Source organism: Baekduia sp. (assembly GCF_035685985.1).
Lineage (GTDB): Bacteria > Actinomycetota > Thermoleophilia > Solirubrobacterales > Solirubrobacteraceae > Baekduia.
Genome location: NZ_DASRZV010000029.1, coordinates 100,354 through 115,611 on the forward strand (window position 1 = coordinate 100,354; position 15,258 = coordinate 115,611).

Here is a 15,258-nt window from a genome sequence, read left to right on the forward strand (position 1 = left end):
CAGACGTGCCAGCAGCACAGCGTTTCGGAGATCGGGTCGCGATCGTGACCGGCGGTGCCGCCGGAATCGGCTACGCCACCGCCAAGGCCTATGCCCGGCTGGGCGCGACGGTCGTGATCGCGGACGTCGACGAGGCCAAGTTGGAGGCCGTGAAGGCCGAGCTCGGGGTCGACGGGATCGCCGGCGACCTGTCGCAAGAGGTGGACGCGGAGCGCCTCGTCTCCTACGCCGTCGAGCGTCACGGCAAGGTCGACATCCTCGTCAACCTCGCCTCGATCTACCCGCCGGGACCCGTCGAGCAGGAGACCGTCGAGGGCTGGCGCAGGGTCATCGGCATCAACCTCGACAGCACGTTCTTGTGCACGCAGAAGGTCCTGCCGCACATGCGTGAGCGCGGCTACGGACGCATCGTCAACACGTCGTCGTCGACCTTCAACAACGGCCAGCCCGGCATGGTGGCCTACGTCACCTCGAAGGGCGGCGTCGTCGCGTTCAGCCGCGTCGTCGCCACCGAGGTCGGCGAGCATGGCATCACGGTCAACACGATCATGCCCGGGCTGATCGCCACCCAGCATGTGCTCGACATGTTCGGGGGCGACCCGACCGCGCGCCAGGCCAACGACGAGTTCTTCGACGTGGCGATCGCGCAGCAGGCCGTGAAGCGGCGCGGGGAACCCGAGGACATCGCCAACGGCATCTTGTTCCTGACCGATGAGGCCTCTGGCTTCATCAGCGGCCAGGTCCTGCAGGTCGACGGCGGCTGGTCCTTCACCGCCTGACTCCGGTCCGGCGCGCCGGGGTTGCTGTCCGACTCCGGCGCGCCCGCTTCGGGACCTAGGTCACTGAGTGACCGTCTCGTCGGCGAGAAGGTCGCGGCGGTCTGGTCAACGACGGACACGATCGGAGGAGAGTGTCAAAGGTCCGTTCCACCCCCATGGGCGACGCGCGCCCGAAGGTCCGTGAGCTCGCATGACGACGTTCTTCCAGTTCGTGGTCATCGGGATCGCGACCGGGGCGGTATACGCGCTCCTCGCGCAGGGCGTGGTGATGATCCATCGCGCATCGGGGATCGTGAACTTCGCGCAGGGCGCGTTCGCCGTCATCGCCGGCTTCGAGTTCGCATCGTTGACCCAGGAGCACGGCTGGTCGGTCTGGCCGGCGTTCGCGTTCCTGGTGGTGGTGGCGGCGCTGTTCGGCGTGGTCATGTACCACGTCGCGGTCCGGCCGCTGCGCGGCGCGTCGCAGCTGACGCAGGTCGTCGCGACGCTCGCGGTGCTCCTGGTCCTCCAGGCCTTGGCCACCCTGCACTGGGCCGACAACACCGTGTTGGTCGACCAGTACCTGTCGGCGTCGACGTTCACGATCGGTGGCGTCACGATCCAGGTCAGCCAGGCCATCCTCGTCGGCGTCGCCTGCGGGCTGACGTCGGTGCTCTGGCTCGCCACGAGGTTCTCCCTCGCCGGGCTCGCGATCCGTGGGGTTGCCGAGAACCGTCGGGCCACCGCCGCGCTGGGATGGTCGCCCGACCTCATCGCGATGGGGGCCTGGGCGATCGGTGCCGCGCTCGGCGCCGCCGCGGGCATGCTCATCGCCCCGGTCGCGGGCGTGCAGATCAGCAACATGGCGTTGTTGCTCGTCGCCACGCTGGCGGCGGCGCTGATCGGCGGCTTCACGTCGTTTCCGCTCGCGCTCGCCGGCGCGATGTTCATCGGCGTCGGCCAGGCCGAGATCAGCAACTACGTCACCGGCATCCAGGGGGCGGCCAACGCGTTCCCGTTCCTGGCGATCGTCGTGGTGCTCATGATCCGTGGCCAGGGACTGCCGATTCGCGGGCACGTCGTCGAGCGGTTCGCCGACCTCGGAAGCGGCAAGGTCCGGCCGCGCGTCGTGCTCCCCGCCGCCACGGTGGCGATCTTGCTGATCCTCGTCGCGTTCGGCGACGAGTTCAACGCCGCGCTGGCCGCGTCGCTGATGTTCGCCATCGTCCTGCTGTCGGTCGTCGTCCTCACCGGATACACCGGGCAGCTGTCGCTCGCGCAGATGAGCTTCGGCGGCATCGGCGCGCTGATCGCCGGGCGGCTGGTCGAGAGCGCCGGGTTCGGGTTCCTCCCGGCCGCGGTCGTCGCGACCGTCGCGACCGTCCCGGTCGGCGTGCTGTTCGCGCTGCCCGCGCTCCGGACACGCGGCATGACGCTGGCGATCGTCACGTTCGGCCTCGGCTCTGCTGTCAGCGAGGTGGTCTTCAACAACGAGAAGTACGTCGGCGGTTCCTCGGGCACGCCCGTCAAGCCGCCGAAGATCCTTGGCCTGGAGGTCGACTCGGTCTCGCACCCGGCGCGCTATGCCGCGCTGTCGCTGATCCTGTTCGTCGCCTGCGCGCTCGTCGTGGCCAACGTCCGCCGCGGTCGCGTCGGCCGGCGCATGATCGCGGTGCGCTCCAACGAGCGGGCCGCCGCCGCGCTCGGCGTCAACGTCTACGGCGTCAAGCTGTATGCCTTCGGGCTCTCGGCCGCGATCGCCGCCATCGGCGGCATCCTGCTCGGGTTCCAGTTCGAGACGATCCAGTACGGGAGCTTCGACCCCTTCAACTCGGTCTTGGCTGCCAGCTACGCGGTGATCGGTGGGGTCGGCTGGGTGATCGGCGCGCTGTTCAGCGCGCCGCTCGCGACCGGGGGCGTCGGCACGTGGCTGCTCGACCAGCTCGGCACCGACGTCGAGAACTACCTGGCGCTGATCGGCGGCATCGGCCTCCTCGGCATGTTGTTGCAGAACCCGAACGGGCTGGCCAGCGACGCGTCGCGGGTCCTCGGGCGGCTCGAGCGACGCCGCGGCCGGCCGCAACGCGACGCGGAAGTCGGCGCGCTCACGGAGGCTGCGGTCGAGAGGGTGCGCGAGGCCGAGCTCGGCATCGAGGGCCTCGAGGTCCGCTACGGCGGCGTCGTGGCGGTCGACGGCGTGACGTTCACGCTGCGGCCCGGGCGCATCACCGGGTTGATCGGCCCCAACGGAGCAGGCAAGACGACGGTGATCGACGCGATCACCGGCTTCGTGCGCCCCGCCGGCGGCCGGATCGTGCTCGCCGGGCAGGACGTGACCCGCTGGCCCACCTATCGTCGCGCCCGCGCGGGCGTCAGCCGCTCGTTCCAATCCCTGGAGCTGTTCGAAGGCGCCACCGTACGCGAGAACCTGCTCGCCGCCTGTGAGGACCGGTCGGCGGTCGCCTACGGCACCGATCTCATCGTCCCTGGTCGCCAGCCGCTGACGGCCGCTGCGGCTGCCGCGGTCCGTGAGTTCGGCCTGGAGGACGACCTCGATCGGCTGCCCTCGGAGCTGTCCTACGGGCGGCGGCGCCTGGTGGCGATCGCGCGGGCCGTGGCCGCGCGACCCCCGGTCCTGCTGTTGGACGAGCCTGCCGCTGGGCTCGATGAGCAAGAGGCGCGCGAGATCTCGCACCTCGTCCGGCGTCTCGCCAGCTCGTGGGGGATCGCGATCCTGCTCGTCGAGCACGACATGCAGTTCGTGATGAGCGTCTGCGACGACATCACGGTGATCGAGTTCGGGCGCCAGATCGCCCAGGGCACGCCTGGCGAGGTGCGGCGCGACCCGAAGGTGATCGCCGCCTACCTCGGCGAGGCCGACGACGAAGCGGGGTCGAGCTCGGACGCGCACGCGTCGACCGGCAACGGCGAGCCGGCGGGGAGCGCTCGATGACCGCGCTGCTGGCCGCCAAGGACCTGGCCGCGGGCTACGACGGGCATCCCGTCGTGCATGGGTTCGACCTCGAGATCCGCGAGGGCGAGGTGATCGCGCTGCTCGGGCCCAACGGGGCGGGCAAGAGCACCACGATGCTCACGCTGGCCGGTGACCTGCCGCAGATCGGCGGCACGGTCGAGATCCTCGGCCAGGCGACCACCGCGCCACTGCACCGGCGTGCCAAGCGCGGCCTGGCGTTCGTGACCGAGGAGCGCTCGGTCCTCATGGGGCTCACCGTGGCGGAGAACCTCCGGCTCGGCCGTTGCGACATCGCGCGCGTGCTGGCGCTGTTCCCGGAGCTGGAGCGGTTGATGAACCGCCGGTGCGGGCTGCTCTCGGGCGGCGAGCAGCAGATCGTCACGCTCGCGCGCGCGCTCGCGCGGCGCCCGCGCGTGTTGCTGGCCGACGAGCTGTCGCTCGGCCTGGCCCCGCTCATCGTCAAGCGGCTGCTGCAGGCGGTGCGCCAGGCAGCCGACGAGGACGGCATCGGCGTGCTGCTCGTCGAGCAGCACGTCACGCAGGTCCTCCGGGTCGCCGACCGGGCCTACGTCATGAGACGCGGGAGGGTCGTGCTCAGCGGTGACGCCGCCGACGTGTCGGCGCGCGTGACGGAGCTGGAGAGCTCCTACATCGTCGAGCAGCAGGATGCCGCAGGGGCGGCGGATCCGGTCTCGCAGTAACCCAACAACAGGAGGAGCACCTCAATGTCCGTACGCGCGCCCCATCGGGCTCGCTCGATCGTCGCTGTGTCCGTCGCGGCGACCGCCGCGCTGGCCATCTCCGCTTGCGGCGGCAGCAGCAGCAACAGCAGCGGCGACAAGGCCGCGGCGGCGACCACCGCGTCGTCGTCAACGAAGACGACCGCCGCCCAGAAGCCCACAGGCACCCCGATCAAGATCCTCGTCGACTCGGGCGTCGGCTCGCCGCTCGGCAGCTTCCCCGGCGTGTGGGCGACCGCGCAGGTCGCGGCCGACAACATCAACAACGCCGGCGGCGTCAACGGCCAGCCGATCGAGATCGTCCAGTGCAACAACCGCATCGAGCCGAACTCCGCCGCCAAGTGCGGCCGCCAGGCGGTCAAGGAACAGGTCACGGCCGTAACCGGTCAGGACGTCTACACGCCGGCGATCTACCCGGCTCTGCAGAAGGCCGGGATCCCGGCCATGTACATGTCGATCACGGCGCCGGACATCGAGGTGCCGATCAGCCACCCCATCTCCGGCGGCGGTGCGGCCGAGCTGTTCGGCGTCCCGCACGCGGCCGCGAAGGCCGGCGCCAAGAGCATCGCCTTCCTGACGATCCAGATCCCGGGCTTCGACGTGGTGCAGAAGAACGCCATCGCCGAGGCCGAGAAGATCGGGCTGAAGGTCGTCAAGACGATCCCCGTGTCGCCGACGTCCACGAGTTTCGCGGCGCCGGTCCAGCAGGCGCGGTCATCGGGTGCCGATGCGGTTGCGCTGCTGGTCGCCGCGCCGCAGATCGCCGGCATCCTCCAGGCCGCGCAGCAGCAGGGGTACAAGCCGAAGTGGGCGGGCGATGCCGGGACGTTCAACACCGAGCAGCTCCAGGCGGCGTCCAAGCTGGCTCCCGACAACCTCTTCCTGGTGTCGAGCATGCCGCCCTCCGGTGCCGGCGATCAGTTCGACGGCATCAAGCGCTTCAACGCGCAGATGGACGCGGCTGCTGCTGCCGGCAACAAGGACGCGGGCGCCAGCGAGCGCTACGAGAACGTGGTGGTCACCTGGGCGACCGTCTACGCGATCGCGGAGATCGGCAAGTCGATCAAGGGCGAGATCAACGCCAAGTCCTTGACGCAGGCGCTGGAGTCCCCGGACACCGTGGCCGAGGTGCCCGGCCTCCTGACGTTCAAGCCCGGCGCAGCCGGTGATGCCAAGTACCCGGCGCTCAAGGACAACGGCCCCTTGTACGTGGGGCAGGTCAAGGACGGCCAGCTGCAAGTGGACAAGCAGACCGTCGCCTCGACCGAGGGCGTGACGCTGCAATAGCGGTCGGTGGTGGCCGGGCGCGTTGTGCGCGTCCGGCCACCCGCCGTCGCCTCTCCCGAGGACTCCGAGATGCTGAACGTCTTGACCGCCTTCACGACGGCGAACGACTCCGCCGGGGCGGTGTACGAGGCCGCTGAGCTGGCGCGCCGCTACGGCGCCCGGCTGACCGTCGCCGCCGGCCGCGAGCAGCCACTGTTCATGACGCTCGTCCCCGAAGGGGTGCTGGCCGCGGAAGACTTGTGGCACCACCTCACCACGTCCCTGCGGGCGGCCATCGACGAGCTTCCTGACGACGTGTCGGTCCGTTGGTCGCTCGACGACGTCTCGTTGCGCAGCGCTGTCGTGTCGGCGATGCGCCGCGAGACCTACGACGTGCTCGTCATCCCGCGATCGGCGGTCCGGCGCCGCTGGCTGCGGCGGCTCGACATCGAGGTCCGCGCGGTATGACCGGCAAGCGCGTTGCCGCGCGGCTGCGCCGGGTCGACGAGGGCTTCCGGCCCGGCGCGCCGGTGGTGCACCGGCGCTTCCTGGTTGGCCGGGACACCGAGCTGGAGCTGCTGACCGCCGACGGCGCGCCGCGGGCTGCGATCGCGCTTCACGGCGAGCCGGGCGTCGGCATGACGTCGTTGGCGCACGTGGCGGCCGCCGCCGCGCCTGGACGGCGTGGCGGCCGCCGCCGCGCCTGGACGGTCGCGACCGCATCGCGCGGGCCGATGTGGACGTCGCCATCAACCAGGTCTGGAACGCGACGCTGATCGCCGAGCTGCGCGAGAACGGCGGCCGGGCCGGTGGTCGCTTCTCCGGCGCGCCGCTGCTGATCCTCCACACGCGCGGTGCGCGGACGGGCGATCCGCGCGAGCACCCGCTCACGTACCAGCGCGTCGACGGCGACTACGCGGTGTTCGCGTCCAACGCCGGCGCGCCGACCCATCCCGCCTGGCTCCACAACCTGCTCGCGCACCCGGTGGCGCGCATCGAAGTGGACGGCGAATCCGTCGAGGTGGTCGCGCGGGTGGCGGACGAGTCCGACTGGGCGCCGATCTGGGAGCGCCAGAAGCAGACGATGCCGTCCCTGGCCCAGTACGAGGCGCAGACCGATCGCCGTTTCCCGGTCGTGCTCCTCCGGCCGCTGTTTCAGACGACCGTGTAGCCGCCGTCGACGACGAGGTTCTCGCCCGTGATGAAGGCGGCGTCGTCGGAGACCAGGAACAGCGCCGCCTTGGCGATGTCCTGGGGCAGGCCGGCGCGCTTGACGATCTGGTGCGCAAGGAACGCCTCGACCAGCCCTTCGGCCTCGGTCATGGCCTCGGTGGCGGGGCTGATGATGAGCCCCGGGCTGATCGCGTTGACGCGGATCCCGTGAGGCCCACCCTCGAGCGCCAGCTCGCGGGTCATGCCGATCACCCCGTGCTTGGCCGCGGCGTGCACGAACCCACCGGGCGCGGAGGTGATCGCGTTGATGCCCTGCATGGACGCGATGTTCACGATCGACCCGCCGCCGCGGGCGACGAGGTGTGGCCACACCGCCTGGGTGACGTGGAAGACGACGTCGAGCTCGTTGCGCAGCGAGGTGCTCCAATCCTCGGCGCTGAGGTCGCCGATCGAGCCGAAGCGCGGCGCAGACGCGTTGTTGTACAAGATGTCGAGCGGCCCGTGGTCGCGGACCGTCTCTTCCACCCACGCCCGGACGGCGTCGCGGTCGCCGAGGTCCAGCGGGTGGGTCGAGTGCATCGTCCCGCCGCGCTCGCGCACCATGGCGACCGTCTCCTCGGCGCCGTCGGCCTTGAGGTCGCAGCCGATGATGCGGGCCCCCTCGGCGGCGAAGAGCAGCGCGGCCTCGCGGCCTTGGCCGCCGCCGGTGCCGGTGATGATCGCGGTCTTGCCCTCCAGACGTCCTGACATGACGCCGGACGCTATGGCCGCTGCGAGTCGGCGCATGTGACCAAAGTCCCCGCCGGTCCTGCCGTGGGGTCGTACGTTGACGCCGTGACCGCGGCGATCCGCATCGCGCTCGAGTCCGCGCGGCCGCCTGGCGACGTGCTGCGTCTCCTGGCTTGCGACCGGCGCCCGTTCGCGCTGGTCGGTAGCTGGGCCGGCGGCGGCGCGATCATCGGCTCCGAGCCGGTCCGGGAGGTCCTAGGGCCCACCGCGCTCGACGCCATCGACATGGACGGGCTCGAGGCTCCGTCGGGGTTCGTCGGGGGCGGCTGGTTCGGGTACTGGGGCTTCGGCCTCGCCGCCTCGATCGAGCGGTTGCCGCCGCCGCCCGCGCGGCCCGCGGCGCTCCCGGCCGCCGATCTGGCCTTCTACGACCACGTCCTCCGCCTCGACCCGGAAGGCCGGTGGTGGTTCGAGGCCCTGCACGAGGATGCGACGGCGCGGCGACTCGACGAGCTCCGGGCGCGGCTCGCCGCTCCCGTGTCCCGGCGGGCGTGGCGGGTCGGTCCGCTGCGGGTGCACGGGGCGGGCGGCGCGGGCCACCGCGCCGCCGTGGCCGACTGCGTGAACCGGATCGCGGCGGGCGAGCTGTTCCAGGCCAACCTCTGCCTGCGTCTCGACGGTCGCGCGACCGGCAGCATGGCCGACGCCTTCGCGGACGCCGCCGGCGAGCTGCAGCCAACCTACGGTGCGTTCATGGGGCTGGATCGTACGGCGTTGCTCAGCTTCTCGCCTGAGCTGTTCCTGCGTCGGCGCGGTCGCGAGGTGGAGACGGCGCCGATCAAGGGGACGAGCGCACGAACGGACGACGACGAGGCCGCTGCCGTCAGCCGGGCCGCGCTCGCGACCTCGGTCAAGGACGCCGCGGAGCACGTGATGATCGTCGACCTGATGCGCAACGACCTCGGGCGTGTCGCGGCGGTCGGGACCGTGCACGCCGACCGCGCCCCTGCCGTCGAAGCTCACCCCGGGGTGTGGCATCTCGTCAGCCGTGTCCGGGCGCGGCTCCGCGACGAGGTCACCGACAGCGCGCTGTTGCGGGCGACGTTCCCGCCAGGATCGGTCACCGGCGCGCCGAAGATCCAGGCCTTGAAGGTGATCGCGGCGTTGGAAGGGACGGGCCGCGAGGTCTACACGGGCGCGATCGGCTTTGTGAGCCCGGCGGCCGGGCTCGAGCTCAACGTGGCGATCCGGACGCTCGAGGTGCGCGACGGCCGAGCCTGGCTCGGATGCGGAGGGGGGATCGTCGCGGACTCGGACCCCGCGCGCGAGCTGGCCGAGGCGCTCGACAAGGCCGCGCCGATCGCCGCGGCCCTGCACACGACGATCGCCGATCGCCGCGGTCCGCGCCGTCGTCGGGCGCCGGCCGAGCTGCCGGGGCTCGGACGTCGACCGGACCTTGCCCAGGGCGTTCTGGAGACCGTCCTCGTCCGCGACCGGCGCGCGGTCGACCTCGGGCGCCATCTCGAACGCATGGCCGCGAGCGCGCGAGCGGCACTCGACCGTGAGCTGCCCTCGACGACGCGGGCGCAAGCCGAGGCCGCGGCGGTGCTCTCGCGCTCGGGGGCGAGCCGCCTGCGGCTGGCGCTCGGCGCGGACGGTCGCTTGGAGGTCGAGACCCATCCCGCGCCGCCCGCGCGTGACCTCCGGCTGCGCCCGGTCGTCCTTGCCGGCGGCCTCGGTGCGCACAAGCTCGTCGATCGGACGCCGTGGGAGGACTACGAGCGCGGCGGTGACGCGGCGCTCATCTGCGACCTCGACGGCGCCGCGCTCGAGGCGTCCAGCGCCAACCTGTGGGCGTTGATCGGACGCCGCCTCGTGACGCCACCGGCCGACGGCCGGATCCTCGACGGGCTCGTGCGACGCCGGTTGCTCGACCTCGGCGCGGTCGAGGGCGTCACGCTCGTCACCGAGCCGCTGTGGTTCGAGCAGGTGAGGGGTGCGGATGCGCTGGTGGTGACGTCGAGCGTCCGTGGCGCCGTCGCCGCCGGGATCGGTCATGCGCCGACGCAACGGGCGCGGGCCCTCGCTGATGCGATGCGGACGGCGCTGCGGCATGACACCGGTGCGGCCCGCGCTCGTGCAGGAGGAGGGCTGCGGTGATCGAGCCGAGCACGACGCGGCCTGCGGTCATGGGCATCGTCAACGTGACGCCCGACAGCTTCTCCGGTGACGGGCTGTTCGGGGACGGCGCGCGCGCCGAGCGACGGGCACGAGCGATGGTCGCGCAGGGCGCCGCCGTCGTCGACGTGGGCGGCGAGTCCACCCGACCTGGTGCCGAACCGGTCGGCGTCGATGACGAGCTGCGACGGGTCGTGCCGCTGCTGGAGCGCATCGGCGACCTCCCGGTCTCGATCGACACGCGGCACGCGGAGGTCGCGCGGACCGCGATCGCGCTCGGCGCGACGATGGTCAACGACGTGACCGCGATGGAGGGCGACCCCGCGATGGCGGCAGTCGTCGCAGGGGCCGACGTCGACGTGTGCCTGGTGCACATGCAGGGTGACCCACGGACGATGCAGCGGGCGCCGCGATACGACGACGTCGTCGACGAGGTCGCCGCCTACCTCGAGCGCCGCATGCTCGCCGCGGCGGCGGCGGGGATCCGCGAGGAGCGGATCTGGCTGGATCCCGGGATCGGGTTCGGCAAGACCCCACAGCAGAACTTCCGGCTGCTCGGCCGGCTGGAGGTCATCGCCGGAATCGGGCGACCGCTGCTGCTCGGCGTCTCCCGCAAGCGCTCGCTGGCCTGGGCGGAGGGGCGCGACGGCACGGTCGGCTCTGTCGCCGCCGGCGTGGCGGCCGCGGTCGCCGCCTTTCATCGCGGCGCGACGATGCTGCGCGCGCACGACGTACCCGAGCACGTCGCGGCGCTTGCCGTGGCCCGGGAGGTGGAGACCGCCGCCCGGACCTGGGTCACTGCCGGGCCGGGCGCCTCTGTCGAGGGTGTGCGGGCACGCTGATCCCATGTTGAGGAGACACCCATGACGCCGAGTGCCACGTCCGCCGCCCTGGACACCGTCAAGCGCTACTACGCCCTGATCGACGGTGGTGACGCCGAGCAGTCCTACCTTCTCTTCGCCGAGGACGCCGTGGTTCGCTTCGGCGACCATCCCGAGTTGAGCGGCCGCGACGCGATCGCGGACCGCGTCCGCACGATGGTCGCCCTCGGCCGCTCGGTCGAGCACGTCATCAAGCGCTCCTACGAGGTGCCGGGCCCCGAGGACCGGACGACGGTGATCTGCGAGGTCACCGTCACCTACGTGATGCTCCGCTCGGGCAACGTGATCCCGCACAACGGCGTCACGATCCACGAGGTCGACCTGCAGGGCCGCATCGTCCGGCAGCGCAATGTGGGCGATCTCCGGCCGGTGATCGAGGATCACGCGGCGCACGCCTGACCGAGCGGGCACGCTGTCGGCCGCAGTCGATGCGTTCGCCGGTGGTCGCCCGGCGCACGTCCACCTCGCCCCTGCCGCCCATCTGTCGTTGCGCAGAGGTATGGCGCCATCGCGTCGTGACCGCAGTCGCTGAGGGGCGGTGGCGTCCAGACGTCCGAAGGCTTGGGTGATCTGGGCGGCCATCCGGGCCTGCTCGGCAGCGCTGAGACCGTTCACGTTCGCCGATCGGGACATGAGCGCCGGTCCTTGACCCGGATCGGAGCGGCGTGAATTGAGCCGGTGATCGTCCTGGTGCAAGGGCGGATGTGTGACTCACGTCCCTGGCAGGTCCGCGAGCAGCCGCCCGAATTGCCCGCGGAAGTAGGCCAGGGGCGCACCGGGGCGGGCGGCTCCCGTGACCGCGTGCGCGAGGAAGACCGTATGGGTTCCGCCGATCGTGGTCCGATCCACGCGGCATTCGAAGGTGGCCAGCGCGTCGTCCAGGAGCGGCTGTCCGTACGCGCCGGCCGTGACCGCGACGTCGTCGAACCTGTCGGGGCCCTTGCCGGCGAAGCGCACGGCGATGCCGGCGTGGGCCTCGGCCAGGATGTTGACCGCGAAGCGTCTCGACCGTCCGATGGCCCGGCCGGTCTCGGACTGCTGGTGCATGCAGACGACGAGCATCGGTGGCTCCAGGGAGAGCGACGTGACCGCGCTGGCGGTGGTCCCGAAGCGCCGCCCGTCGTGCTCGGTCGTGATGACGGTGACCCCGGTCGCGAAGTGCCCGATGAGGTCGCGGAACTCGTCGGCGGCGAGCGGTCGGCGGCCCTGGAGATCCTGCATCGCCGCAACGTCGCCGCTCCTTGGTCGCCGGGCAGTGACCTGGGTTCTGCCCTCGGCGGACGGATGTCACCGCGGACGTCGCCGGTCCGTGGTCGAATGCCAGCACCTCCGGCACTCCTGTCGAATCCGCACCGTCACGGGACGACGGTGGAGGTTCCGGCACGCCGTACGGCAGCTCGGGGCGCGGTCGTCCTCCTCTCGACCGCGCCTCGAGGTCGGGACCCTCTCGCCGCACGGCGTCGCACTATCGTTGGGGGCGCTGGACGCCATGGACGTCATCGGGTCGAAGCTGGAGCCGCCACCGATCTCGGCGGAGGTGATCGCCCGGCCACGTCTGGACCGCCGCCTGCAGCAGCTGCTCGATCGCTTCCGCGTCCTGGTCGTCGCCGCGACCGCGGGCTCGGGCAAGACGACCGCGGTCCAGCAGGCGGCGCGCCGGCGGGACCTGCCTTTCGCCTGGCTGACGCTCGACGACACCGACGGCGCGCCGGGCCGTCTTGTCACCTACCTCGAAGCCGCGGTCGTCCGAGGGCGGCCCGCGGTGGCCGGTGTCGCGACGGGCGCGCTGGCGGCCGGGCTGTCGCACGGCGAAGCGGCCGGCCTGCTCGCGGACGCGATCGGAGACGAGCCGCTCGTGCTCGTGCTCGACAACGCTGAGCGGCTGGATGACTCGTCGGCCGCGTGGGCGGTGATCGGATCGTTCGTCCGCCATGCGGCGGCGTCGGTCCGGGTCATCGTCATCACGCGCCGGGACTCGCTGGCCGTCCTCGCCGCGTTGCCTTCGCCCGACCAGACCGCATGGCTCGACGACGACGACCTCGCGTTCACCACCGACGAGGCCTCGTCGGCGCTCGAGCACCGCGGCGTGACCGAGGTCGACATCGAGGAGGCGGTCCGCGCCGTCGGAGGGTGGGTGACGGGCGTCCTGTTCGAGGCATGGCGCTCGGACGGGCACATCTCGGGCGCCGGGGGCGAGAGCGACCCGCTCTACGGCTACTTCTCATCGCACATCGTCGCCGTTCTCGCTCCGGCGGACCGCGACTTCCTGGTCGTGACCTCGCTCCTGCCCGAGGTCGACGTCGAGCGCGCGTCGGCGCTTGGCGTCACCGACGCTGCCGCGCGGCTGGCGTCGCTGCGGACGGCGCGGGTTCCGGTCACATGGGATCGTCGGCGCCAGGTGATGCGGTGTCACCCGCGGTTCCGTGAGTACCTGCTCGACCACCTCCAACGCCGTCCTCCCGCGGAGCTGGCCGGGCTCCGCCGGCGCAACGGCGCGCAGTTGCTCGCGGCAGGGCACGATGAGGAGGCGACCGAGGAGCTGCTGCGCGCGGGCGATCTCGAGCAGGCGACGATCGCTGCCGAGCGCGTGATCGTCGCGGTCGTCGAGCGCCAGGATCTCGAGATCGCCGACCGCTGGCTCTCGGCCCTGGGCAGCACGGTGGTCGCGCGGTCGCCGACGTTCGCCAGCGCGGAGCTGATGGTCTGCTGGGCCCGGGAGCGCTACGGCGAGGCGATTGCCTTCGCCGACGACCTCGCGCGCGAGGGTCGCCGCGACGAGCTGATCTCAGCGTCGGTGCGCGCCGCCGGCCTGCTGGCCTGGTGCTACATCGTGACCGGCCACCTCCGTGAGGCCGATCTCGTCATCGAGCGGATGCAGCCCGGCCCGGAGCTGGACGCCGTGCGTTACGCCTCCGACGTGATCCGAGGCGAGGCGGTCGCCGGCGTCCCGCTCGTCGGCGGGACGTTCGATGCCGCGGTCCTGACCGCCACGTACTTCGCGGGCCGGTACTCGGAGCTCGTCGAGGAGACGTCGTCGGCGTGGGCGCGCGCGGTTGCCGGCCCGTGGCGGGTCGCGGGACTGCGCGCGTTGGGGCGCACCGAGGAGGCCCTGACGCTGCACGCCCATGCGACGGAGATCGGTGCGTCCGGGTTCAGCCATCGCTACGTCGTCCCGGAGCTGCTGGCCGATGCCGGCCGCGAGCCCGAGGCGCTCGAGAGCGCGGACGCCGGCCGCCGTCGGGCGGTCGAGGAGCGCGCCTCGACCTACGCCGTGGGGATGACCCTCGTCCAGGCGAAGCTCCTGCTGCGACTCAACCGCGACCCGGCCAACGCGCGGCGGCTGCTCGAACCGATCCGGACCGAGGTCGAGAGCATCGGGGCGGGCCTGATGCTCGCCCAGGTCAACATCTGGCTCGGGCTGGCCGCGCTGCTGGATGACCAGGACGACGAGGCGCGAGCCCGCCTCCGGCAGGCGGTCGACGTCCTGCGCACCTCGGACATCATCCATGAGCTCCCCGCTGCGGGCGTGTACCTGGCCGAGGCCGAGTGGCGGGCCGGGGAGGAGGGGCTCGCCGACGAGGCCGCCGACGTTGCCCTCCGGGCGGCCGATCGGCAGGGCACGAGCCACCTGCTGCTGCAGGCGCTCGCGGACTTCCCGGCCGTGCTCTCGCGACGCATCGACGCCGAGCCGCTCGTGGACTCCGTCTGGCACGACCTCGGTCGCGCGCTGTCGGCGCAGCGGCGCGACCTGGCGATCTCCGTCGCGCCGCGGATCTTCCTGCGTGAGTTCGGTGAGATGACCCTGTGCGTCGATGGGGAGGACGTCGACCCGGGGATGACCAAGAGCCTCGAGCTGCTGGCGTTCCTGGCGACGCGCACGTCGATGTCCGCATCGCGCGCCGAGCTGTTGGAGGCGCTCTTCGAGGGGCGGGAGGACGAGTCGGCCAAGGCGTACCTCCGGCAGGCGCTGCGCCGGCTGCGCCGGGTGCTTCCCGACGACGCGGTGCTGACCGACAAGGGCCACGTCCGGATCGCGGACCGCGCCGTCGTGACGGTCGAGTCGACAGCGCTCGAGGCCAAGCTCGCCGAAGCCGTCCGCTTGCGCGGTAAGGCCCGCCTGGCCGCGACGCAGGAGGCCCTGGCGCTCGTAGACCGTGGGGAGTACCTCTCCCAGCTGCGCTCGCTCTGGGCCGAAGACCGCCGCCGCGACCTCTCACAGGCAGCGGCCGATGCGCGCTTCGATGCCGCAGATCTCCTCTTCCGGTCCGGCCGCTTCGACGAGGCGCGCCTGCTCTGCGAGCGCGCGCTGCGCGAAGAGCCGCTGCGCGAGCGCGGATGGCGCCAGCTGATGCGGATCGCCGGGTCGACCGGGGACGACGACGCCCTGCTGGCCGTCTTCCAGGCCTGCCAGGAGGCACTCGGCGAGTTCGGCGTCACGCCCGCGCCGAGCACGACGCAGCTGCTCGACCAGTTGCGGCGCTAGGCGTACGGCCGGCGGCCCGGTGGGTGGGAGCCGGAACCAGCTTTGCAAGCCACCTCTTCTCGCGTTTTCGGGCGCT

13 protein-coding genes are annotated in these 15,258 nt (G+C 72.0%); 11 read left to right on the forward strand and 2 right to left on the reverse strand.

The features are described from left to right. Positions 1-44: 44 nt before the first annotated feature. The 7 genes from VFG42_RS19730 to VFG42_RS19760 all read left to right on the forward strand — a co-directional run bounded on the left by VFG42_RS19730 (position 45) and on the right by VFG42_RS19760 (position 6,909). Entirely contained in the window at positions 45-779 is a 735-nt protein-coding gene (locus tag VFG42_RS19730; RefSeq protein ID WP_324910503.1) for an SDR family NAD(P)-dependent oxidoreductase, read from the forward strand. A 190-nt stretch (positions 780-969) separates the two neighbouring features. Further along, positions 970-3,711 carry a branched-chain amino acid ABC transporter permease/ATP-binding protein gene (locus VFG42_RS19735; protein ID WP_324910504.1) on the forward strand — a complete coding sequence of 914 codons (2,742 nt, stop codon included), beginning with the start codon at positions 970-972 and terminating at the stop codon, positions 3,709-3,711. Then, positions 3,708-4,433, forward strand: coding sequence for an ABC transporter ATP-binding protein (locus VFG42_RS19740; RefSeq protein ID WP_324910505.1), 726 nt, complete (start codon positions 3,708-3,710; stop codon positions 4,431-4,433). Before VFG42_RS19735 ends, VFG42_RS19740 begins: the two co-directional genes overlap by 4 nt. A 66-nt stretch (positions 4,434-4,499) precedes the next feature. Further along, positions 4,500-5,759, forward strand: coding sequence for an ABC transporter substrate-binding protein (locus tag VFG42_RS19745; protein WP_324910506.1), 1,260 nt, complete (start codon positions 4,500-4,502; stop codon positions 5,757-5,759). An 81-nt stretch (positions 5,760-5,840) separates the two neighbouring features. After that, positions 5,841-6,206, forward strand: coding sequence for a hypothetical protein (locus VFG42_RS19750; RefSeq protein WP_324910507.1), 366 nt, complete (start codon positions 5,841-5,843; stop codon positions 6,204-6,206). After that, positions 6,203-6,514, forward strand: coding sequence for a hypothetical protein (locus tag VFG42_RS19755; protein ID WP_324910508.1), 312 nt, complete (start codon positions 6,203-6,205; stop codon positions 6,512-6,514). The genes VFG42_RS19750 and VFG42_RS19755 overlap by 4 nt, the downstream gene beginning before the upstream one ends. Continuing rightward, positions 6,475-6,909: a nitroreductase family deazaflavin-dependent oxidoreductase gene (locus VFG42_RS19760; protein WP_324910509.1), complete on the forward strand. Its 435-nt coding sequence runs from the start codon at positions 6,475-6,477 to the stop codon at positions 6,907-6,909. The genes VFG42_RS19755 and VFG42_RS19760 overlap by 40 nt, the downstream gene beginning before the upstream one ends. Here the strand turns inward: VFG42_RS19760 and VFG42_RS19765 are convergent. Next, positions 6,894-7,661: an SDR family NAD(P)-dependent oxidoreductase gene (locus VFG42_RS19765; RefSeq protein ID WP_324910510.1), complete on the reverse strand. Its 768-nt coding sequence runs from the start codon at positions 7,659-7,661 to the stop codon at positions 6,894-6,896. The genes VFG42_RS19760 and VFG42_RS19765 overlap by 16 nt on opposite strands. 84 nt (positions 7,662-7,745) lie before the next feature. Here VFG42_RS19765 and VFG42_RS19770 point away from each other — a divergent pair, with 84 nt between their 5' ends. Genes VFG42_RS19770 through VFG42_RS19780 form a run of 3 tightly spaced genes read left to right on the forward strand, consistent with a single transcriptional unit; the run spans position 7,746 to position 11,098 of the window. Next, positions 7,746-9,800 (forward strand): aminodeoxychorismate synthase component I, encoded by a 2,055-nt coding sequence (locus VFG42_RS19770; protein WP_324910511.1) that lies wholly within the window; start codon positions 7,746-7,748, stop codon positions 9,798-9,800. Continuing rightward, the gene (folP, locus tag VFG42_RS19775) at positions 9,797-10,660 is read left to right on the forward strand and encodes a dihydropteroate synthase (protein WP_324910512.1); all 864 of its coding nucleotides are present in this window, start codon (positions 9,797-9,799) and stop codon (positions 10,658-10,660) included. The genes VFG42_RS19770 and folP overlap by 4 nt, the downstream gene beginning before the upstream one ends. A 21-nt stretch (positions 10,661-10,681) precedes the next feature. Next, positions 10,682-11,098: a nuclear transport factor 2 family protein gene (locus tag VFG42_RS19780; RefSeq protein WP_324910513.1), complete on the forward strand. Its 417-nt coding sequence runs from the start codon at positions 10,682-10,684 to the stop codon at positions 11,096-11,098. Between the two features lie 312 nt (positions 11,099-11,410). Here VFG42_RS19780 and VFG42_RS19785 read toward each other — a convergent pair whose 3' ends face one another. Then, positions 11,411-11,920, reverse strand: coding sequence for a flavin reductase family protein (locus VFG42_RS19785; protein ID WP_324910514.1), 510 nt, complete (start codon positions 11,918-11,920; stop codon positions 11,411-11,413). A 268-nt stretch (positions 11,921-12,188) separates the two neighbouring features. Here VFG42_RS19785 and VFG42_RS19790 point away from each other — a divergent pair, with 268 nt between their 5' ends. Further along, positions 12,189-15,182 (forward strand): BTAD domain-containing putative transcriptional regulator, encoded by a 2,994-nt coding sequence (locus VFG42_RS19790; protein WP_324910515.1) that lies wholly within the window; start codon positions 12,189-12,191, stop codon positions 15,180-15,182. The last annotated feature ends 76 nt before the right edge of the window (positions 15,183-15,258 follow it).

Coding starts and splice junctions, on each gene's coding strand:
- VFG42_RS19735 (WP_324910504.1), top strand. CDS start 970: ATGACGACGTTCTTCCAGTTCGTGGTCATCGGGATCGCGACCGGGGCG.
- VFG42_RS19740 (WP_324910505.1), top strand. CDS start 3,708: ATGACCGCGCTGCTGGCCGCCAAGGACCTGGCCGCGGGCTACGACGGG.
- VFG42_RS19755 (WP_324910508.1), top strand. CDS start 6,203: ATGACCGGCAAGCGCGTTGCCGCGCGGCTGCGCCGGGTCGACGAGGGC.
- VFG42_RS19765 (WP_324910510.1), bottom strand. CDS start 7,661: ATGTCAGGACGTCTGGAGGGCAAGACCGCGATCATCACCGGCACCGGC.
- VFG42_RS19780 (WP_324910513.1), top strand. CDS start 10,682: ATGACGCCGAGTGCCACGTCCGCCGCCCTGGACACCGTCAAGCGCTAC.
- VFG42_RS19785 (WP_324910514.1), bottom strand. CDS start 11,920: ATGCAGGATCTCCAGGGCCGCCGACCGCTCGCCGCCGACGAGTTCCGC.
- VFG42_RS19790 (WP_324910515.1), top strand. CDS start 12,189: ATGGACGTCATCGGGTCGAAGCTGGAGCCGCCACCGATCTCGGCGGAG.